Origin of the sequence: Tabrizicola sp. (genome assembly GCF_041911175.1) — a bacterium.
Lineage (GTDB): Bacteria > Pseudomonadota > Alphaproteobacteria > Rhodobacterales > Rhodobacteraceae > Tabrizicola.
Map to the genome: position 1 here is coordinate 1 of NZ_JAYRPN010000147.1, position 19,952 is coordinate 19,952.

Here is a 19,952-nt window from a genome sequence, read left to right on the forward strand (position 1 = left end):
CGAAAGCCGTCCTCTCCACGTCTGAAGCCAGCGGCTCAGCCACCACTGGATGCCCGACGAAATCGCAACTCATCCCCGCCGCCGTCATGTAGGGCGGCTCGAAGGGCAGCAGCGCGAGCACATGGTCGATCACCCGTGCCATCTTCGCCGCCCGCCCCGGCCGCCAGGCCCAGACCGAGGGCGCGACATAGTGGATGGTGCGAAAGCCGGGCCGCGACGCCTTGACCAGCGCCGCGACGCGCAGAGAGAAGTCCGGGCTGTCAATCGTCACCAGCGCCTCGGCACCGCTGGCCAGCACCGCCTTGGCCGCCTCGCGGATGCGCCGCTTGAGGGGGAAATACTTCGGCAGCACCTCGGCGATGCCCATCACCGACAGCTCCTCCATCGGGAAGATGCTTTCCAGCCCTTCCGCCTGCATCAGCGGCCCGCCCACGCCGGTGAATTCCACCTGCGTCAGAGACTTGAGCCCCGCCATCAGCGCCGCCCCCAGCCGGTCGCCGGAAGGTTCGCCCGCGATGAGGAAAAGCTTCAGAGACCCGCTCATCGTGGGTCTTCGACCCCTCTTCGCTGCGTCAGACCCAGCGAAGAGCGTCGCGAAGCAAGCAATGAGTATCCCCGGCTCATGTGCGAGCCCAAAGGAAAAGCCCCAGCTCCCCGGCCAGGCGCCGCATCTCCGCCAGGTCCAGGCAGATCACCGACCCGGCCTGAACCGCCACCCCGCCCAGACCCGCCACCGCGACACCGCGCAAGGTTTCCGGGCCGATGGTCGGCAGGTCGATCCGACGGTCCTGTCCCGGTTTCGCGGCCTTGTAGAACACCCCCCGTCCCCGCGCCGGATCGGGCCGGAGCCCGCCGATCCCCGCCACCTGCGCCAGCAGCGCATCGGTCCCCGGCAGCGCCTCGACCCCAAGGCACAGGCCCTGCGCCACGACCGCGCCCTGCCCCACGTCCACCGCGCCGAGCGCCGCGACGATGGCCGCCGCGCGCGCCGCATCCGCCTCGTCGCGGGGGCCGACCGAGCCCGCCAGCACGCCCGCGCCGGGCAAGAGAGCCGGGGCCACCTGATCCACGCCCACGACCGAAAAGCCGAACTCTTCGAACAGCTCGATCACCACCCGCAGCGTCGCATCGTCGCCCTGCGCCATCGCCGCCATCAGCCGGGGCAGCAGGCTTGCGGTGGCTTCGTCCAGCAGCGCCGGGTCGAGTCGCGGCCGCGTCACGGCACCGGCGAAGATCACCTGGTCCACCCCGTCCCGCTCCAGCGCGCGCAGGAAGGGGACCAGCCGCTCCACCCGGAAACGCAGGTCGACCGTCAATCCCTCGGGCGCGAACCCGTCCAGCGCGGCGACCAGGGGCGGCTCGGCCATCCCCGCGGCCAGAGCGGCAGGCAGGCGGCCTTCACCGGCGATGATGGCGGTTCTCACCGCCCGCCCTTCGGGGTCAGGAAGCTGCGGTCGGATTTCGACAGGATGAAATCGGCGATCTCGCGCACCAGCGCGTTGTCGCTTTCCTCGGCCAGCTTGCGCGCGCGGTCGAGGAAACTGCCGTCCTCCTGCGCCAGCGTCTGATAGGCGGCGCGCAAGGCGGTGATCCCGGCCCGGTCCACCCCCCGCCGCTTCAACCCGACCAGGTTCAGCCCGTCCAGCTCGCCCCGCGGCGCCTGCACCAGCCCATAGGGGATCACGTCGTTCGTCACCATCGTGACCGCGCCGATGATCGCGCCCTGCCCGATCCGCACCCATTGATGCACGCCCGACAGGCCCCCGACGATCACGTCATCGCCCAGCACGCAATGGCCCGCGATGGCGACGTTGTTGACCAGGATCACCCGGTTGCCGATCTGCGCATCATGGCCGACATGGGCCCCGGTCATGATCAGGCAGTCGTCACCGACCCGCGTCACCCCGCCGCCACCTTCCGTCCCGGTGTTCAGCGTCGCGCCCTCGCGGATGCGGCAGCGCGCGCCGACGATCAGCCGGGTATGTTCGCCGTGATACTTCAGGTCCTGCGGCACCTCGCCGACACAGGCGAAGGGCCAGACCGTGCAATCCTCGCCCAGCTCGGTCCAGCCGGTGATCACCGCATGCGATTTCACCGTGACGCGCGCGCCCAGCACCACTTCGGGGCCGATCACCGCGAAAGGCCCGATGTAGCAGCCTTCGCCGACGACCGCGCCTTCCTCGACAAAGGCCGAAGGATGGACGACCGCCGTGCCGTGAACTGCCATCGCTCAGGCCTTCGCCACGTCGAACATCGCCATGAAGGTCGCCTCGCAGGCAAGCTCCCCCTCGACCATCGCCCGGCCCTCGAACTTCCAGACCCGGCCCCCGCCACGGACAGCCTTGACATGCAATTCCAGCACGTCGCCCGGCACCACCTTGCGGCGGAACTTGACCCCGTCGACGCCCATGAAGAAGACCTTGGCATTCTTGTCGACCAGGTCCATCGACAGCCCGACCAGCACGCCCGAAGTCTGCGCCATCGCCTCGATGATCATCACGCCGGGGAAGATCGGCATCCCCGGGAAATGCCCCTGGAACTGCGGCTCGTTCAGCGTGATGCACTTGATCCCGACGCAGGACTGGTCGACGACGATGTCGCGCACCTTGTCGATCAGCAGGAACGGATAGCGGTGCGGGATGATCCGCTGGATGAGGTCCAGATCGGCGGTTGTGACTGCGGTTTCATCCATCTTCGTTCCCCTGAAAGTCCCGGGCTCTCCAGCCCTTTGCTGTAGCTAGCAAGTCGCGCCGGACGAGACAAGTTGACGCGCACCCGTCAGGGCGTCGGCGCGGGTTTCGCCGCCAGGGCCTTGTTCACCGCGGCAATCGCCTCGTCGGTCACGTCGATCGCGGACAGCGACACGATGACCAGGTTCTTGTCCAGGATCGCGGCGGCCTGCTTCTGTCCCAGAAGCTCGCCCAGGACCGGCACGGCGGCCTGCAGGAAGGCCTTGCGATCCTTGTCGCGCCCTTCGGTCAACGCACGCGCCTTGGCATCCTGCTCGTCGCGGATGCGCTCGACCTTCTGGTCGAAGGCCTCGGCCTTGGCCGAAAAATCCTTCGCCGGAAGGGTCTTCCGCTCTTCCGTCAGGGCCTGTTCCTCGGCGATCAGCTCGGCTTCGATCCGCTTGTTTTCCTGCTCCAGCGCGGCAGTGGCCGTCCGCTCGCGCTCGACCACCGCCTTGCCGAAATCCGACTGCAGGAAGAAGCGGTCCTGGTCGAGCGTCAGGAGCGGCACCGGCGTCTCCTGCGCCTGCACCTGCGTCGCCAGGACCAGCGCCGCCAGGATCAGCCGAAGCCCGGACCACCGGCGGGCCGCGTTGCGCCGCCCCGTCATGATCAGAACTTCGTCGAGATCGTCAGGTCGAAGGTCTGTTCCTTGTCGTAGTCTTCCTTCTTCACCGCATGGCTGAAGTTGAAGCGCAAGGGACCGATCGGCGTGGTCCAGAAGATCGACACGCCGACCGTGGCGCGCGGGATGAAGCTGTCGTCGACGGCCCCGCCATTGGTGTTGTCGAGACTCCAGACCGAGCCCACATCCATGAAGGCGCCGCCGGTGATGCCGTATTCCTCGGGCAGTCCCAGCGGGAAGTCGGCCTCGAACCGCGCCACCGCGAACATGTTGCCGCCAAGCGCGTCATCGTTCGTCGCCGTCAGGTCGCGCGGGCCGATCCCGTTCGGCTCGAAGCCGCGGATCTTGCCGTTGCCGAAGAAGCGGTCGGTCACACGCGTCACGGTGCCGCCGGTCGGCGTGATCGCGCCGCCCTCGAAGATCGCGCGGAGGGTGACTTCCTCGTTCATGACCTTGGTTTCCGCCATCGCCAGCGCGGTCGTCTCGACATACTTGGAATCGCCGCCGACGAAATCCTGGCCAAAGCGCAGGAGAACCCCGCCCTTCGGATTCAGCCCGGTGATCCGGTTGTCGTATTCGTAGCTGTAGCCCAGCGAGAAGGTCGTCAGCGCATCCTGGGCCTCTTCAGCCAGAAGGATCGCCGAGTCGCCGGTATAGTTGTACATCCTGTCCTCGGCGACGCCGACCCGCAGGTCGAGCGAGGACTGCTCGCCAAGCGGGAAGCCGATCCCGGTCTTGAAGCCGATGTTGCGGGTGTCGTAGTAGGAATAGTCCGAGTTGGACGTCTTGTAGTAGCCGCTGATGTTGAACTTCAGATCCCGGCCCAGAAGCGCCGGTTCGGTGAAGCTGAAGCTGGAGTTCTGGTTCTTCGACGCCGTCGAGATGTTCAACGACAGCGCCTGGCCGCGGCCCAGGAAGTTGGTTTCCGAGAAGCCGATGTTGAAGCCGACGCCGCTGGACACCGAATAGCTCATGCCGAAGCTGAGCGAGCCGGTCGGCTGCTCCTCGACGTCGACGTTCACCACCACCTGGTCCGGGTCGCTGCCCTGGTCGGTGCTGACCTTGGCATCGGAGAAGAAGCCGAGCGCGCGGATGCGTTCGGCGGACTGGCGGATTTCGCGCGGGTTGAAGGGGTCGCCTTCGACCGTGCGGAACTGGCGCCGGACCACCTGGTCCAGCGTCGTGGTGTTGCCCTCGATGTCGATGCGTTCGACGAAGATCTTCTCGCCACGCATGATGGCGAATTCCACGTCGACGACCTGGCCGCGCTGGTTCTTGGTCAGGCGCGGCTCGATGCGGATGAAGTTCAGCCCCTTCTTGAGGGCCAGAGTCTCCATCCGGGTGATGTTGTTGTCGATCAGGAGCGGGCTGTAGGTCTGGCCCGGCTTGATCTTCTGCACCGCCTCGAACTCGGCCGCATCCAGGCCCTCGACCTCCGACACCGTGGTCACCTTGCCGATATCATAGGACAGGCCCTCGCGCACCGTGAAGGTGACGAAGGTCGCGTCCCGCTCGCGGCTCACCTCGGCGCTGGCGTCCAGCACCTGAAAGTCGATGTAGCCACGCGACAGGTAGAAGTCGGTCAGAAGCTTCTTGTCGATGTCCAGCCGTTCGGGAACGTAGGTATCGCGCTGGATCAGGTTGCGCAGGAAGCCGGCCTGCTTGGTCTGCAGGATCTGACGCAGCCGCCGGTCGGAGAAATCCTTGTTGCCGACGAAGGAAATCCGCTCGTTCTCGACGACCTTGCCCTCGGTGATCTCGAACACCAGGTCGACGCGGTTGTCGTTGCGACGGATGATCTTCGGCGTCACAGATGCCGCCAACCGCCCGGCCACGCGATAGGCCTCGGCAATCGCCGCCGCATCGGCTTCGGCCTGGCTCGGCGAATAGATCCGGCGGGGTTGCGACTTGATCAGCTCGGACAGCTTCTCGTCCTTCAGCCGCTTGTTGCCCTCGATGCTGATGACGTTGACGATGGGGTATTCCACCACCTTGACCACCAGGGTCGACCCCTGCGGCACCAGCTCCACCTTCTCGAACAGGTTCGAGTTCATGATCCGCTGATAGGCATCGTTCAACTGCGCGGCCGAGACCTCCTCCCCGCGCCTGATTCCGGCGTAGCTGAGGATCGTCGCGGCATCGACCCGCTCGTTGCCCTGGATCTCGACGTTCGAAAACGAAAAGGACTGCGCATAGGCCGGGGCGAGGAAGGGAGCGGAAGCCGTTGCGGCGCCGAGGAAAACCGCCGTGGCGAGAAGACGCGCCCTAGAACTGGCCCTGAACGACCGGCCTTTGGCCGCGCTTTGGGTCATCCGCATGTTGCATCCTCGCCGTATTATCTGTTTCCCGGATAGCTAGCCGGAAAGCCAAGCTTTGTCAAAAGCCTGCGGTCGCTGTGGATAACTTTGCAAGATGTTGTGGCGTCAGGGCAAAGCGCGCGGGGTCGGGTTTTCCTGCCCCACGCGCCTCCGAAAGGGCTACTGGCAGAGAAGATCGCGGCTGAGCCCGAAAATCATGATCGACAGGACCAGCGTCAGCCCGACCGACATCAGCACTCGCAGCGCCCGTTCCGACGGTTGCCGACGCACCACCGCCTCGTAGGCGTAGAACACCAGATGGCCGCCATCCAGCACCGGAATCGGGAAGAGATTCAGCAGCCCGACGCCGAAAGACAGAATGGCTAGCATGCCGATGAAACTCTCCACCCCGTTGCGTGCGGCATCGCCTGCGGTTTCGGCCATGCCGATTGCCCCCGACAGGTTACAGCTGGAAATCGCCCCCTGGATCATGTGCGAGAGGCCCGAAAAGGTGGTGGTCGTCATCAGCCACATGCTTTGCGCGGCATTGGATGCGGCTTCCAGCGGGCCGACGCTGCGGGTGGCCGGTTCAAAGAACAGGCCCGAGTAGAGCCCGAGGAGGTAGCGTTCCGTGAAGCCGCCCTGGCCGTCGTCGACGGTGCGGATGCGCGGGGTCAGCGACAGCTCGAACGTCTTGCCCGCGCGCCAGACCGTCAGCGTCACCGGCTGGCCCTTGCTGGCCGCCACGATCTCGGGCAGCTCGTCGAAATAGCGCACGTCCTTGCCGTCCGCCTTCAGGATGACGTCGCCCTCCTGAATTCCGGCATCCATCGCGGCAGAGCGGATCTGAACCTCGCCCACCACCGGGGCCAGCGGATGCGGGCCTTCGACCACCAGCTCGTCCGTCCCCCGCCCGACCGTATAAGCCAGCGTCGCCTTGCCTTTCAGCCCGTCGGTCACTGTCCCGAACGTCTCCCAGTCCGGGGTCGCCTGGCCTTCGACGGCGCGGATCACGTCGCCTTCCTGCAGGGACGGACCCTCGAAGGGAAAGGCGCGCATCGCGCCGACGGTCGGCTCGTCGCGCGGGGCGCCCAGCACCAGCGCAAGCCCGGTCAAGAGCGCGAAGGTCAGGATGAAATTGAACACCGGCCCTGCCGCCACCGTCGCCGTCCGCGCCCAGAGCGGCGCCCCGGCCATCGTGTGCCGCCGCTCGTCCGCCGAAAGGCCCGAAACATCGCCCGGCCGGACCGAGGAGGCATCGGCATCGCCCAGAAACTTCACATAGCCGCCGAAGGGGATCGCCGCGACCTGCCAGCGGGTGCCGCGCTTGTCGGTGCGGCTGAACAGCACCGGGCCGAAGCCGATGGAGAAGACTTCCGAATGGATGCCCGACCAGCGCCCGACGATGTAGTGGCCATATTCATGGACGAAGACGATCACCGACAGGGCAAGGACGAAGAACAGAACCGTCCAGACCGTGCCGCCAAGGGCCGCCACTATCGTATCCATCATGCTGCTCCTGCCGTCGTCCTGCGCGCGATTTCGCCTGCGCGTCTCCGTGCCAGATGGTCCACCGCCTGCACATCCTCAAGGGTGGGCATGGCATTTTCGCGGCCCAGATCCGGGTCCATCGCCTCCAGCACCGCCTCGACGACGCTGCCCATGTCCATGAAACCGATCCGCCCGTCCAGGAAAAGGTCCAGCGCCACTTCCTTCGCCGCATTGAAGGCAGCCCCGGCCAGCCCGCGCCGCGCCATCACCTCGCGCGCCAGCCGCAAGGCGGGATAGCGCGCAAGGTCGGGTGCGCGGAAGGTCAGCGTGGCGATCTGCGCCAGGTCAAGCCGTGCCACCGGCAGGTGCGACCGCTCCGGCCAGTTCAGCGCATAGCCGATGGAATGGCGCATGTCCGGCGCCCCAAGATGCGCCATGATCGCCCCGTCGCGGTAGCCGACCATCGAATGGATCAGGCTTTCGGCGTGGATGATCACCTCGATCTGGTCAGGAGAGACTCCGAAGAATTCCCGCGTCTCGATGACTTCCAGCGCCTTGTTGAACATGCTGGCCGAATCGATGGTGATCCGCTGCCCCATCGCCCAGTTCGGATGCGCCAGCGCGTCCTTGACCGTCGCCCGCGCCAAGGCATCCAGCGGCCAGTCCCGCAGGGCGCCCCCGCTTGCGGTCAGGATGATCCGCTCGACCGAGGCGATGTCTTCGCCGACCAGCGCCTGGAAGATCGCCGAATGCTCGCTGTCGACCGGCAGGATGCGCGCGCCGTGCCGCCTGGCCTCCGCCATCAGCAAGGGCCCCGCCGTCACCAGGCTTTCCTTGTTCGCCAGCGCCAGCACCGCGCCATGCCGCAGCGCCCGGATTCCCGGCACCAGTCCCGCCGCGCCGACGATAGCGCTCATCACCCAATCCGCAGGCCGGTCCGCCGCCTCGGCAATCGCCTCCGGCCCCGCCGCCGCCGCGACGCCCGATCCCGCCAGCCGCTCGCGCAGCTCCGACAGCCCCGAGGGATCGGCACAGACCGCCACCTCGGCCCGCAAGTCCCGCGCCATCTCGGCCAGCCGGGCGATGTTCCGGCCCCCGGTCAGCGCGACCACACGGAAAGCCTCCGCCCCGCCCGCACGGCGCAGCAAATCCACCGTCTGCTCGCCGACAGACCCGGTCGCGCCGAAGATCGACAGGCTGCGCAATTCAGCCCCCGAACAGCCCGGCAACCGGCAGGACCAGCCGCAACACCATCACCACGACCACCGCCCCGATCAGCGCATCGAAGCGGTCCAACACCCCGCCATGCCCGGGGATGAGGCTGGAGGCATCCTTCACCCCCGCCCGCCGCTTGACCCAGCTTTCCGCGATGTCGCCCATCTGCCCGGCAAACGCCACCAGCGCCGAGAAGGGCACCAGCGCCCAGCTTGCCCCGGTCGCCAGCACCACGGCCAGCCCGACCAGCGCCGCGCCGATCCAGCCCGCCACCGTGCCCGACCAGGTCTTCTTCGGGCTGATCGCGGGCCAGAACTTCGGCCCCCCCAGCATCCGCCCGGCGAAATAGCCCAGCACGTCGGACGCCACGACCACCGCCACCAGCCAGAGGATCACCTGCGTGCCGCCGACCGCGCGCAGTTCGACCAGCCCGTAGCCCGCCAGCATGATCGCCAGCGCGTAGCCTCCCGCAAGCCGCTGGTCCCGCCGTGGCGTCAGCAACAGCGCCACCGAGGGCACGGTCAGGAACAGGACGGCAATTTCCGTCTTCAGCACCAGCGCCGCGACCAGCGCCACGCCCGCCACCCCCGCCACGACCAGCGCCGACCGCCGCTCAAGCGGGGCGGTCATCGTGGCCAGTTCCCAGATCATCACCCCGGTCAGCGCCACGACCAGCACCGCGAAGGCCAGACCGCCCAGCCAGATCTCCACCGCGCCGACCGCGACCATCACGATGGCCGACAGGATGCGGGTGCGCAGGTCGGACCATTTGCCGGACGGAACCGGCGCCGGGTCCATCATCGGGACACCCCGCCGAAGCGCCGCTCGCGGTTGGAAAAGCGCCGGACGATGGCCGCCAGCTCCTCCGGCCCGAAATCCGGCCAGAGCGTCTCGGTGAATTCGTATTCGGAATAGGCCGCCTGCCAGGGCAGGAAATTGCTGGTCCGCGTCTCGCCACTGGTGCGGACCACCAGGTCCGGGTCCGGCAGCCCGCCGGTATCCAGCCGCTCGGCGAAGGCCGCTTCCGTCACATGGCGCGGATCAAGGATGCCCTGCGCCGCAGCTTCCGCGATCTTCCTGACCGCACGGACGATCTCGTCCCGCCCGCCATAGTTGATCGCCACCGTCAGGTTCAGCCGGTCAAGGCCAGCCGTCCGCGCCTCGATCCCCGCCATCATCCGCTGCAGTTTCGGGTCCAGACGGCTGCGGTCGCCGATGAAGCGCATCCGCACCCCGGCTTTGGCCAGACGATCCGCCTCGCGCTCGATATAGCGGGCGAAGATCGCCATCAGGCCCAGCACTTCCTCGGTCGACCGCTTCCAGTTCTCGGTCGAGAAGGCGTAAAGCGTCAGCCATTTGATGCCAAGATCCGGGGCGGCCTTGACGATCTCGCGCACCCGCTCGGCGCCCTTGCGGTGACCCACCAGCCGCGCCCAGCCCCGGTTCGTGGCCCAACGGCCGTTGCCATCCATGATGATCGCCAGATGGTTCACCGGCCGCGCCGCAACACCCACCTGCAAGTCCTTGGACAAATCCGTTCTCCTGCCGCCGGTCAGACGTGCATGATCTCAGCCTGCTTGGCCTCCAGCGCCCGGTCGACCGCGGCAATCGCCTTGTCGGTCAGCTCCTGCACTTCGTCGGACCAGAACTTCTGGTCGTCCTCGCCCATGCCCTGCGCCTTGGCCTTCTTGATCTGGTCCATGCCGTCGCGCCGCACGTTGCGAATCGCAACCTTGGCGCTTTCGGCATACTGGGCCGCAACTTTGGTCAATTCGCGGCGGCGTTCCTCGTTGAGTTCCGGGATCGGCAGACGGATCAGCGGGCCGTCCGTCACCGGGTTGATGCCGATGCCGCTTTCGCGGATCGCCTTCTCCACCTTCGAGATCATGCCCTTGTCCCAGACGTTGATCACCACCATCCGGGGTTCCGGCACGTTCACCGTGCCCAGCTGGTTGACCGGGGTCATCTGGCCATAGGCATCGACCATGATCGGCTCGACGATGGATGCGCTGGCCCGGCCCGTCCGCAGGCTGGCGAATTCCGTCTTCAACGCCGCCATCGCCCCGTCCATCCGGCGCTGGATTGCATCGGTGTCGATCTCGATCTCTTCATGTGCCATAGGACTGGTCCTTCACTTCCCTGCAGGCCGATACCCGCGATTTCGCGCTCTATAGCAGAGCGGCAGGGAGCGGGTATAGGCCAAAGCGCCTGACCTGTCAGGCCGGGACCCTCAGTCCTGGACCCGCGTATAGGTTCCCTGCCCGGCCAGGATGCCCCGGAACCCGCCCGGCTCGTCCAGAGAGAAGACGATGATCGGCAGCGCATTGTCGCGGGCCAGCGCGATGGCGGTCGCGTCCATCACGCCGAGATGCTTCTCCAGCACCTCGTCATAGGTGACATGGTCATAGCGTTTGGCATCGGCGTGCTTCTTCGGGTCCTTGTCATAGACCCCGTCGACCTTGGTCCCCTTGAAGATCGCCTGACAGGCCATTTCGCTGGCCCTGAGCGTCGCCGCCGTGTCGGTGGTGAAATAGGGGTTCCCGGTTCCGGCGGCAAAGATGCAGACCCGCTTCTTCTCCAGATGCCGCACGGCGCGGCGGCGGATATAGGGTTCGCAGACCTGATCCATCGGGATCGCGCTGATGACCCGGGTGAAGACGCCCAGGCTTTCCAGCGCCGACTGCATGGCCAGCGCGTTCATCACGGTGGCGAGCATGCCCATGTAGTCCGCCGTCGTCCGCTCCATCCCCTGCGCGCTGCCCTGCAGCCCCCGGAAGATGTTGCCGCCGCCGATCACCATGCAGATCTCGACGCCCAGGTCGCGGACCGACTTCACCTCCTCGGCGATGCGCTGCACGGTCGGCGGGTGCAACCCATAGCCCTGGTCGCCCATCAGCGCCTCGCCCGAGATCTTCAGCATCACGCGGCTGTACTTGGTGGCCGTTGCGGACATGGCACCCCCCTGCATTTCGTTTTGTGTTTGGACTGCGCCGCAAAATGTCGCAAAACGGCGGCGGGTTCAACTGGGGTTTCGGGTGCAGATCGACAGCATTTCGCGCGAGGCCCCCGTGCTTGTCGCAGGGCCGACCGCCAGCGGGAAGTCGACGCTGGCGATGGCGCTGGCGGCCCGCGATGGCCGGCTGATCGTCAATGCCGATGCGCTGCAAGTCTATGAAAACTGGCGCATCCTGACCGCCCGCCCCAGTGCGGCGGACGAGGCCGCCCTGCCCCATGCGCTCTATGGCCATGTGCCCCGCGACGCTGCCTATTCCGTCGGCCACTGGCTGCGCGATCTGGCGCCGCTGCTGTCGCGGCCGGTGGTGATCGTCGGGGGAACCGGGCTGAATTTCAACGCCTTGACCCGCGGCCTCGCCGAGGTGCCCGACACGCCCCCGGCCATCCGTGCCGAGGCCGACGCCCGGATGGCAGCCGAGGGGCCTGCCGCGCTTCTCGCCGACCTCGACCCCGCAACCGCCGCCCGGATCGACCGCATGAACCCCGTCCGCATCCAGCGGGCGTGGGAGGTGCTGCGCGTGACCGGGCGCGGGCTGGCAAGCTGGCAGGACGACACGCCTGCCCCGCTTTTGCCGCTTGCGCAGGCCGAAGCGCTGGTCCTGCTGCCCGAAGTCGCCTGGCTGAACTCCCGCATCGACCGGCGCTTTCGGCAGATGCTGACCGAAGGCGCGCTGGACGAAGCGCGGGCGAACCTGCCCGGCTGGGACGCGAAACTCCCTTCGTCCAGGGCCATCGGCGGGCCGGAGCTGATCGCGCATCTGCGCGGCGAAATCGGCCTGGATGAAGCCACCGAAGCCGCCATCCTGGCCAGCCGCCAATATGCCAAGCGGCAGCGCACCTGGTTCAGATCGAACATGAAGGCCTGGCGGCAGCTTTCCCTTCCCTGACCGGGGCTTGCGCGGCAAAGTTGCAGCGGTTTTCCGCTTATCCACAGGCTTGTGCACAGAATAATGCAACATCGGTGGGTAACTCGCCCGCCCTTGTGCGAAATTCCCTTGGGTTGGCTTTCGCGCCCTGCTTTACTTCGCCAAACAGCGCCTCTGCCACAGGATCTGCCCCGAAATGCTGAAATCCGCCCCCGCCTCCACCCTGCGTCTCGTCGCCATTCCCCGCCTCGCCGCAGGCGGTCGCTGGCGGGTCGAGGCGATGCGCTCGCTCTCCGAACCCTGCCTGCTCTGGTTCACCAAGGGCCAGGGCCGCATCACGATCTCGGGGGTGACGCGCGGCTACACCGCACATAATGCGGTCTTCATCCCCGCAGGCGTCATGCACGGGTTCGAGGCCGGGTCCCAGGTCTTCGGCACCGCGGTCTTTTTCGGGCGCGATCCGAAGGTCACCCTGCCCAAATCGCCGCACCATCTGCGCATCCGCGAGGTCCATGCCCAGCAGGAGGTGAACGTCCTGCTTGATTCGATTCTGCGCGAACTGGAAAGCGACACCCCCGCCCATGACCGCGCGACCGAGGCCTATGTCGGCCTGCTCGGCGTCTGGCTGGAACGGCAGGCGCGCAAGGCCGATCCGCTGGAAAGCCCGCGCCAGGATGCGACCCGTCGGCTGGTGGCCCGCTACACCGCCCTCTTGGAACGGAACTTCCGCACCGGGATGAACGTCGCCGATTTCGCGGCGGCCCTGGGTGTGACGCCGACCCACCTCACCCGCTGCTGCAACACTGCCTGCGGCCGCCCGGCTTCGGCCCTTCTGCAGGACCGCCGCATCTTCGAGGCCCGGAAGCTCCTGGCCGAAACCCGCATCCCCGTCGGCAAGATCGCGGAACAGCTGGGCTTCAATTCCCCCGCCTATTTCACCCGCGCCTTCCAGCATCTGACCGGGAAATCCCCCACGGCCTTCCGCCGCGCCGGATAGGGCTTTTGTCCGGACGGTAAAGGAATCGACACTTCGATGTCGTTTTTGTCTCTCAACCGTCGAAACCAGCCGTTGACGCAACGTCGAAAAAGGTGCGCAATAGCGACGGGGGTGCGCAGTTGCGCAGGCTGTCGGAGTGTCCTGGCAGAAGCCGGGTTTCTTCGGTGGCATGATGGTCTGTGTCGCCCGAACGAACAGAAAAAAGACCTGACAGGGAGACCAGAATGAACGACATGACCGTGAAGACCGGCCTGCATTCCGCAGCCCGGATGTATGCGTCGGAATATGCCGAAGGCAAACTCAGCCGTCGCGAATTCCTGACCCGCACCACCGCGCTCGGCGTTTCGGCCGCCGCGGCCTATGGCCTGATCGGCCTGCCCACCCCGGCGATGGCGCAAGAGGCCAAGACCGGCGGGATGATCCGCGTCGCGATGGAAGTGAAGGGCACCAAGGACCCGCGCCTGGCCGACTGGCCGCAGATCGCGAACGTCTATCGCGGCTGGCTGGAATTCCTGGTCCAGTACAACAACGACGGCAGCTTCGAGGGCCGCCTGCTGGAAAGCTGGGAAGCCAACGAGGACGCGACCCAGTACACCCTGAAAATCCGTCCCGGCGTGACCTGGAACAACGGCGAGCCCTTCACCGCCGATGACGTGGTGCGCAACTTCGGTCGCTGGACCGATGGCAACGTCGAGGGCAACGCGATGGCCTCGCGCTTCCCCGGCCTCGTCGACGAAGCGACCAAGACGCTCCGCGAAGGGGCTGTGGTCAAGGTCGACGATTCGACCGTGCAGCTGAACCTGACGATCTCGGACATCGCCATCGTCGCGAACCTGTCGGACTATCCGGCCGCCGTGGTGCATTCCACGTTCAAGGACGGCGAAGACCCGGCGACGAACCCGATCGGCACCGGCCCCTATGTCCCGCAGGAAGTCTCGGTCGGCCAGAAGGCGATCCTGGTCCGCGCGCCGAACCACACCTGGTGGGGTGGCACCGCGCCGCTGGACGAGATCCACTACATCGACTTCGGCACCGACCCGGCGGCGATGGTTGCGCTGTTCTCCTCGGACGAAGTCGACAAGAACTATGAATCGGTCGGCGAATTCATCGACATCCTCGACGGCATGGGCCTGGTGAAGGAAGAGCTTGTCACCGCCTCGACCATCGTGGTGCGGATGAACTCCTCGTCCGACCTCTACAAGGACAAGGCCGTGCGCTCGGCGGTCCAGCTGGCGGTCGATCCGAAGGTGGTGCTGGAGCTTGGCTACAACAACCTCGGCAAGACCGGCGAGAACCACCACATGTTCCCGATCCACCCGGAATATCCGACCCTGCCGCCGCAGGTGATCAACCCGGCGGGTCTGATGCCGGCGCTGGAAGCGGCGGGCCTGAAGGATACCGAGTTCGAAGTCATCTCGCTTGATGACGGCTGGGAGGCAGCGACCACCGCTGCGGTGCAGGCCCAGCTCAAGGATGCGGGCATGAACATCAAGCACACGGTCATGCCGGGCTCGACGTTCTGGAACGACTGGCAGAAGTATCCCTTCTCCTCGACGACCTGGAACCACCGCCCGCTCGCGGTGCAGAACATGAGCCTCGCCTACACCTCGACCGGTTCGTGGAACGAGACCTCGATGTCCAACCCCGAGTTCGACGAGCTGATGGGCAAGGCGCTGGCGATCGCCGATGCCGACAAGCGGCGCGAGCTGGCGGCGCGGATGGGGACGATCCTGCAAGAGGAAGGCTACATCATCAACCCGTTCTCGCGGTCGCTGTTCAGCCACCACAAGGAAGGGTTCCTGGGGCTGGAACAGCACCCGGCCTTCGAACACCATCACTACAAGTGGTCGGTCGCCTGACCAGCCTGACCGGCTGACGAAACCGACAGGGGCGCCACGCGCGCCCCTGACCTGGTGGCTATTCTCAACAGACGAGGACCGGCATGGGACTGTTCGTGCTGCGGCGGCTGGGAGTCATGCTCCTGACAGCCATTGCCCTGACCTTCGTGGTCTTCTACCTGACGAACCTGCCACCGAACCTGGAGAAGCTGGCCCGCACCGAGGGCTCGGTCCGCATGAGCGAGGCTGCGGTGCTGGACTGGATCAAGCAGAACGGCCATTCCGGGTCGATCTTCGGGCGCTACGGCCAGTGGCTTGGCGTCGTGCCGGGCTGGACCTACACCGACGAGAAGGGCGACACCCGCGGTCGCTGCTTCAAGATCGGCGAGGACGCGGCAACCGCGCCGCGCTACTGCGGTCTGTTGCAGGGCGACTGGGGCTATTCGACCTTCTTCAAGAAACCCGTGATCGACTCCCTGGGCGAGAAACTGGCCGCGACCGGCTGGCTGATGCTGGCGGTGATGCTGGTGATGGTGCCAACCTCGCTGTTCCTCGGCGTGCTGTCGGGCATGCGTGAGGGTTCGGTGACCGACCGGACGCTCTCCACCTTCTCCATCGCCTCGACCGCGACGCCGGAGTACGTCTCGGGCGTCATCCTTGTCGCGCTCCTCGCCACCGCCTCGACCGGGCTTTCCCCGATCCTCGCCCAATACGGGCTGATCGAGCCGAAGAAGACCCTGTTCCTCGCCTCGGCCACGTCGGCGATGGACGACATCACCTTCTGGAACTTCGCCCTTCCGGTGATGACCATCGCGCTTTACGGCATCGGCTACATCGCCCGGATGACCCGCGCCTCGATGACCGAGGTGATGACCCAGCAATACATCCGCACCGCAAGGCTCAAGGGCGTGCCGTTCCGCACCGTCGTGATGAAACACGCGCTCCGGAACGCGCTGATCGCCCCCTTCACGGTGATCATGCTGCAGTTCCCCTGGCTTCTGAACGGCGTGGTGATCGTGGAAAGCCTGTTCAACTACAAGGGCTTCGGCTGGACGCTGGTGCAGGCGGCTTCGAACAACGACATCCCGCTCCTGCTCGCCTGTTCGTGTGTAGCAGTGGTCGTCGTCCTGCTGACGCAGCTGATCTCGGACATCGGCTATGTCTTCCTGAACCCCCGTATCCGGCTGGCCTGAGGGAGGGCGCGCGATGGATTTCCTGACCTGGACCGGAACTGCGGGCCACACGCTTCTTCCCATCCTGCAACTGGCCGTCGTCCTGCTGGCGCTGGCGCTGGTGGCGAAGCTGCTCTTCGCCCTGGCCGGGCTTGACGGTCCTCGCCTGCCCGCCCCCGACGGCACCACGACCGGCCGCTCGCCCGGGATGCTCGCCGGCATGGGCGTTCGCTACAGCTTCTTCGCCGCCATCGCTGCCTTCCTCTGCATCCTCGCCGCCGGGGCCGTCATGCCCTCGCCGGTCGAGGCCGGGATCCTTGGCGCGATGGCTGTCCGTTTCTGGCCGGTCTGGCTGGCGCTGGTCGCGACCTTCGTCCTGTCGATCCGCTTCCGCCGCAAGCTCGGCCTTTACGGCAAGCTCTTCGATTCCACCGTCGGCATGATCGGCTTCGCCATCGTGATGTTCTGGATCTTCACCGCGATCTTCGCCGGGATGATCGCCACCTATGACCCGTTCAGCCAGATCGCCGGGCTGAAGAACGACGCGCCGGGCGTCGTGGTGCCGGACGGCGCGGGCTACGGCTGGTATCTCCTCGGCGGCGATCATCTGGGCCGTGACGTCTTCTCCCGCATGGTGATGGGCGCACGCGAGGTGCTGAAAATCGCCCCCGCCGCCACGATGTTCGCCTTCATGGTCGGCATCACCCTCGGTCTGCCCGCCGGCTATTTCGGAGGACGGCTCGACACCTTCATCTCCTTCCTCGCGAACCTCGTCCTCGCCTTCCCGGTGATCCTGCTCTTCTACCTGCTCGTCACACCCGAAATCCGCGAGACCGGCATCCCGATCATCCTCGCCGCGCTGCTGTTCATCTTCCCCATCGTCTTCCTCTGCACGCTCTGGAACAGCCGCTACTACACCAACCCGCCGCGCCGGAACCTTTACGTCGGGATCACGCTCCTGATCGGCCTCTGGGCCTATTCCGGCCTTGCCTTCAACATGGACCCGCTCGGCGTCTGGTCGATGGAGCCGAACATGCTGAACGTCTTCGTCTCGGTAGTGTTCGTGAACTCGCCCGGCGTGTTCCGCATCGTCCGGGGGCTGGTGATGGACATCAAGGCGCGCGACTACGTGGCCGCCGGCCAGACCCGCGGCGAAGGCCCCTGGTACATCATGCTCTGGGAGATCCTGCCCAATGCCCGTGGCCCGCTGATCGTCGATTTCTGTCTGCGGATCGGCTATACCACCATCCTGCTCGGCACGCTCGGCTTCTTCGGCCTCGGCGTCTCGCCCGACAGCCCGGACTGGGGCTCGACCATCGACGATGGCCGCAAACTCCTGAACCTCTATCCCCATCCCGCCCTTGCGCCAGCCCTTGCCCTCATGAGCCTCGTCCTCGGCCTGAACCTTCTTGCCGACGGCCTGCGCGAAGAAAGCCTGAAGGATTGATGCCATGACCGCTTCCGACACCTGGGACCCCTCGCAACCGATCCTGGAAATCGAGCATCTCTCGATCAGCTTCTTCACCCGCCTCCGCGAAATCCCCGCCGTGATGGATTTCTCCTGCACCGTCATGGCCGGTGAGGCGATGGGCCTTGTCGGCGAATCCGGCTGCGGCAAGTCGACCGTCGCGCTGGCGGTGATGCGCGAGCTGGGCAAGACCGGCCGCATCGTCGCGGGCTCGATCAAGTTCAAGGGCCGCGACCTGACGCAGATGGACGACGAGGAGCTGCGCCATATCCGCGGCTCGGAAATCGCGATGATCTATCAGGAGCCGATGGCCAGCCTGAATCCGGCGATGAAGGTCGGCGCCCAACTGGCCGAAGTGCCGATGCTGCACTCCGGCATGTCCAAGGCCGAGGCCTGGAAGCTGGCCCGCCAGATCGTCGCCGACGTGCGCCTGCCCGACCCCGACCGCATCATCAACTCCTATCCCCACCAGCTGTCCGGCGGCCAGCAGCAGCGCATCGTCATCGCGATGGCGCTGATGGCCAAGCCCGCGCTCCTCATTCTCGACGAACCCACCACGGCGCTCGACGTGACGGTCGAGGCCGGGATCGTCGATCTGGTGAAGGAACTGGGCCAGAAATACGGCACCTCGATGCTGTTCATCAGCCACAACCTCGGGCTGGTGATGGATGTCTGCGACCGCATCTGCGTGATGTATTCCGGCGAGGCGGTCGAAACCGGCAATGTCACCGAAGTCTTCGACAAGATGCGCCACCCCTATACCCAGGCGCTCTTCCGCTCGATCCCGCTGCCCGGTGCCGACAAGAACGCGCGCCCGCTGATTTCGATCCCCGGCAACTTTCCCCTGCCCCACGAACGCCCCAAGGGCTGCAACTTCGGCCCGCGCTGCGACTATTTCCAGCATGGCCGCTGCGATGAAGCCGAGGTGCCGATGTTCCCGGTCCCCGACAGTGACCGGCATGAAACCCGCTGCTTCCGCTGGGACGAGATCGACTGGACCGCGCCGCCTGCCGCACGCGAGGTGAAGGAAAAGGCCGAGATCGGCCGCGTCGTCCTGAAGATGGAGGACCTGCGGAAATACTACAACGTCTCGACCGGCGCCTTCGGGGGCGGTGCGTCGAAGGTGGTGAAGGCGAACGAGACCCTGTCCTTCGAGGCCCGCGAGGGCGAGACGCTGGCCATTGTCGGCGAATCCGGCTGCGGCAAGTCGACCTTCGCCAAGGTGCTGATGGGGCTGGAAACCGCGACCTCCGGCTCGATCATGCTGTTTGACGAAAACGTGCAGTCGACCCCGATCCAGAAGCGCAACACCGACACCGTCAGCCAGGTGCAGATGGTGTTCCAGAACCCGTTTGACACCCTCAATCCGTCGATGAACGTGGGCCGCCAGATCATCCGCGCGCTGGAAATCTTCAACTACGGCAAATCCGACGAAGACCGGCACCAGCGGATGCTGGAACTTCTCGACCTGGTGAAATTGCCCCGCGCCTTCGCCGACCGGATGCCGCGCCAGCTTTCCGGCGGGCAGAAGCAGCGCGTCGGCATTGCGCGCGCCTTCGCGGGCGGGGCCAAGGTCGTCGTGGCGGACGAACCCGTCTCGGCGCTGGACGTCAGCGTGCAGGCCGCCGTCACCGATCTGTTGATGGATATCCAGCGCGAGAACCGGACCACGCTTCTCTTCATCAGCCACGACCTCTCCATCGTGCGCTACCTGAGCGACCGGGTGATGGTGATGTATCTCGGCCATGTGGTCGAGATGGGCACCACCGACCAGGTCTTCGCGCCCCCCTACCATCCCTATACCGAGGCGCTTCTGTCCGCCGTGCCGATCGCCGACACCAAGGTCGAACGCAAGCGCATCGTGCTGGAAGGTGACATCCCCTCGGCAGTGAACCCGCCGCCCGGTTGCCCGTTCCAGACCCGCTGCCGCTGGAAATCACAGGTGACACCCGCAGGTCTTTGCGAGCGCGAGGTGCCGCCGGTGCAGATGCTGGAGGGCGGCCACCAGATCAAGTGCCACCTCTCCCGCGAGGTGCTGGCGAAGATGGAGCCGGTGATCAAGATCGCGGCGGAATAGGTCCGTCGCTTTTTTCCTGCACGGTCGGATTTTTCGGCGGCATTGGTTGACGATTTCTGCGTCCGCCGCGCGTATGGATGGATGCCAGACGGAAGGAAGACGCGAAACCGATGCCATCCGGGCAGCTTTCGACCGCTCTTCGCCGACAGGTTGACGCAGCGC

General features: G+C 66.1%; 18 protein-coding genes. 6 read left to right on the forward strand and 12 right to left on the reverse strand.

All coding sequences use genetic code 11. The features are described from left to right. The 12 genes from ACE3P6_RS20050 to pyrH form a co-directional block, all read right to left on the reverse strand. Positions 1-532: lipid-A-disaccharide synthase (locus ACE3P6_RS20050; RefSeq protein ID WP_374398231.1), on the reverse strand; the 532-nt coding region annotated here is incomplete at its 3' end. A gap of 88 nt (positions 533-620) precedes the next feature. Continuing rightward, positions 621-1,424: an LpxI family protein gene (locus ACE3P6_RS20055; RefSeq protein ID WP_374398197.1), complete on the reverse strand. Its 804-nt coding sequence runs from the start codon at positions 1,422-1,424 to the stop codon at positions 621-623. Next, complete coding sequence (gene lpxA / locus ACE3P6_RS20060; RefSeq protein WP_374398198.1) at positions 1,421-2,227, reverse strand: acyl-ACP--UDP-N-acetylglucosamine O-acyltransferase; 807 nt, start codon at positions 2,225-2,227, stop codon at positions 1,421-1,423. The genes ACE3P6_RS20055 and lpxA overlap by 4 nt, the downstream gene beginning before the upstream one ends. A 3-nt stretch (positions 2,228-2,230) precedes the next feature. Beyond that, positions 2,231-2,692 carry a 3-hydroxyacyl-ACP dehydratase FabZ gene (fabZ, locus tag ACE3P6_RS20065; RefSeq protein WP_374398199.1) on the reverse strand — a complete coding sequence of 154 codons (462 nt, stop codon included), beginning with the start codon at positions 2,690-2,692 and terminating at the stop codon, positions 2,231-2,233. An 86-nt stretch (positions 2,693-2,778) separates the two neighbouring features. Further along, the gene (locus tag ACE3P6_RS20070; protein ID WP_374398200.1) at positions 2,779-3,339 is read right to left on the reverse strand and encodes an OmpH family outer membrane protein; all 561 of its coding nucleotides are present in this window, start codon (positions 3,337-3,339) and stop codon (positions 2,779-2,781) included. 2 nt (positions 3,340-3,341) lie between these two features. Then, positions 3,342-5,666, reverse strand: coding sequence for an outer membrane protein assembly factor BamA (gene bamA, locus ACE3P6_RS20075; protein WP_374398232.1), 2,325 nt, complete (start codon positions 5,664-5,666; stop codon positions 3,342-3,344). 165 nt (positions 5,667-5,831) lie between these two features. After that, positions 5,832-7,160, reverse strand: coding sequence for an RIP metalloprotease RseP (rseP, locus tag ACE3P6_RS20080; RefSeq protein ID WP_374398233.1), 1,329 nt, complete (start codon positions 7,158-7,160; stop codon positions 5,832-5,834). Further along, positions 7,160-8,347: a 1-deoxy-D-xylulose-5-phosphate reductoisomerase gene (dxr, locus tag ACE3P6_RS20085; RefSeq protein WP_374398201.1), complete on the reverse strand. Its 1,188-nt coding sequence runs from the start codon at positions 8,345-8,347 to the stop codon at positions 7,160-7,162. The genes rseP and dxr overlap by 1 nt, the downstream gene beginning before the upstream one ends. Before the next feature lies 1 nt (position 8,348). After that, a complete protein-coding gene (locus ACE3P6_RS20090) occupies positions 8,349-9,155 on the reverse strand; it encodes a phosphatidate cytidylyltransferase (protein WP_374398234.1) in 807 nt (268 codons plus the stop codon). Beyond that, a complete protein-coding gene (gene uppS / locus ACE3P6_RS20095; RefSeq protein WP_374371697.1) occupies positions 9,155-9,829 on the reverse strand; it encodes a polyprenyl diphosphate synthase in 675 nt (224 codons plus the stop codon). The genes ACE3P6_RS20090 and uppS overlap by 1 nt, the downstream gene beginning before the upstream one ends. An 80-nt stretch (positions 9,830-9,909) precedes the next feature. Next, positions 9,910-10,476 (reverse strand): ribosome recycling factor, encoded by a 567-nt coding sequence (gene frr, locus ACE3P6_RS20100; RefSeq protein ID WP_374398202.1) that lies wholly within the window; start codon positions 10,474-10,476, stop codon positions 9,910-9,912. 111 nt (positions 10,477-10,587) lie between these two features. After that, the gene (pyrH, locus tag ACE3P6_RS20105; RefSeq protein ID WP_374371680.1) at positions 10,588-11,310 is read right to left on the reverse strand and encodes a UMP kinase; all 723 of its coding nucleotides are present in this window, start codon (positions 11,308-11,310) and stop codon (positions 10,588-10,590) included. Between the two features lie 82 nt (positions 11,311-11,392). On the opposite strand from pyrH, the gene miaA reads away from it, so the two are divergent. The 6 genes from miaA (at position 11,393) to ACE3P6_RS20135 (ending at position 19,790) form a co-directional block, all read left to right on the forward strand. After that, positions 11,393-12,259, forward strand: coding sequence for a tRNA (adenosine(37)-N6)-dimethylallyltransferase MiaA (miaA, locus tag ACE3P6_RS20110; RefSeq protein ID WP_374398203.1), 867 nt, complete (start codon positions 11,393-11,395; stop codon positions 12,257-12,259). 175 nt (positions 12,260-12,434) lie between these two features. Then, positions 12,435-13,235 (forward strand): helix-turn-helix domain-containing protein, encoded by an 801-nt coding sequence (locus ACE3P6_RS20115; protein ID WP_374398204.1) that lies wholly within the window; start codon positions 12,435-12,437, stop codon positions 13,233-13,235. A 224-nt stretch (positions 13,236-13,459) separates the two neighbouring features. Next, a complete protein-coding gene (locus ACE3P6_RS20120; protein WP_374398205.1) occupies positions 13,460-15,094 on the forward strand; it encodes an ABC transporter substrate-binding protein in 1,635 nt (544 codons plus the stop codon). Positions 15,095-15,177: 83 nt separating this feature from the next. Beyond that, positions 15,178-16,266: an ABC transporter permease gene (locus ACE3P6_RS20125; RefSeq protein ID WP_374371672.1), complete on the forward strand. Its 1,089-nt coding sequence runs from the start codon at positions 15,178-15,180 to the stop codon at positions 16,264-16,266. A gap of 13 nt (positions 16,267-16,279) precedes the next feature. Continuing rightward, a complete protein-coding gene (locus ACE3P6_RS20130) occupies positions 16,280-17,692 on the forward strand; it encodes an ABC transporter permease (protein ID WP_374398206.1) in 1,413 nt (470 codons plus the stop codon). Between the two features lie 4 nt (positions 17,693-17,696). After that, entirely contained in the window at positions 17,697-19,790 is a 2,094-nt protein-coding gene (locus ACE3P6_RS20135) for a dipeptide ABC transporter ATP-binding protein (RefSeq protein WP_374398207.1), read from the forward strand. Positions 19,791-19,952: the final 162 nt, after the last annotated feature.

Bases quoted from the DNA above. Each gene is read 5' to 3' on its own strand.
- frr (WP_374398202.1), bottom strand. From the start codon at position 10,476: ATGGCACATGAAGAGATCGAGATCGACACCGATGCAATCCAGCGCCGG.
- uppS (WP_374371697.1), bottom strand. From the start codon at position 9,829: ATGGATGGCAACGGCCGTTGGGCCACGAACCGGGGCTGGGCGCGGCTG.
- ACE3P6_RS20090 (WP_374398234.1), bottom strand. From the start codon at position 9,155: ATGGACCCGGCGCCGGTTCCGTCCGGCAAATGGTCCGACCTGCGCACC.
- bamA (WP_374398232.1), bottom strand. From the start codon at position 5,666: ATGACCCAAAGCGCGGCCAAAGGCCGGTCGTTCAGGGCCAGTTCTAGG.
- ACE3P6_RS20125 (WP_374371672.1), top strand. From the start codon at position 15,178: ATGGGACTGTTCGTGCTGCGGCGGCTGGGAGTCATGCTCCTGACAGCC.
- ACE3P6_RS20130 (WP_374398206.1), top strand. From the start codon at position 16,280: ATGGATTTCCTGACCTGGACCGGAACTGCGGGCCACACGCTTCTTCCC.
- ACE3P6_RS20115 (WP_374398204.1), top strand. From the start codon at position 12,435: ATGCTGAAATCCGCCCCCGCCTCCACCCTGCGTCTCGTCGCCATTCCC.
- ACE3P6_RS20070 (WP_374398200.1), bottom strand. From the start codon at position 3,339: ATGACGGGGCGGCGCAACGCGGCCCGCCGGTGGTCCGGGCTTCGGCTG.
- lpxA (WP_374398198.1), bottom strand. From the start codon at position 2,227: ATGGCAGTTCACGGCACGGCGGTCGTCCATCCTTCGGCCTTTGTCGAG.
- ACE3P6_RS20120 (WP_374398205.1), top strand. From the start codon at position 13,460: ATGAACGACATGACCGTGAAGACCGGCCTGCATTCCGCAGCCCGGATG.
- pyrH (WP_374371680.1), bottom strand. From the start codon at position 11,310: ATGTCCGCAACGGCCACCAAGTACAGCCGCGTGATGCTGAAGATCTCG.
- fabZ (WP_374398199.1), bottom strand. From the start codon at position 2,692: ATGGATGAAACCGCAGTCACAACCGCCGATCTGGACCTCATCCAGCGG.
- ACE3P6_RS20135 (WP_374398207.1), top strand. From the start codon at position 17,697: ATGACCGCTTCCGACACCTGGGACCCCTCGCAACCGATCCTGGAAATC.
- rseP (WP_374398233.1), bottom strand. From the start codon at position 7,160: ATGGATACGATAGTGGCGGCCCTTGGCGGCACGGTCTGGACGGTTCTG.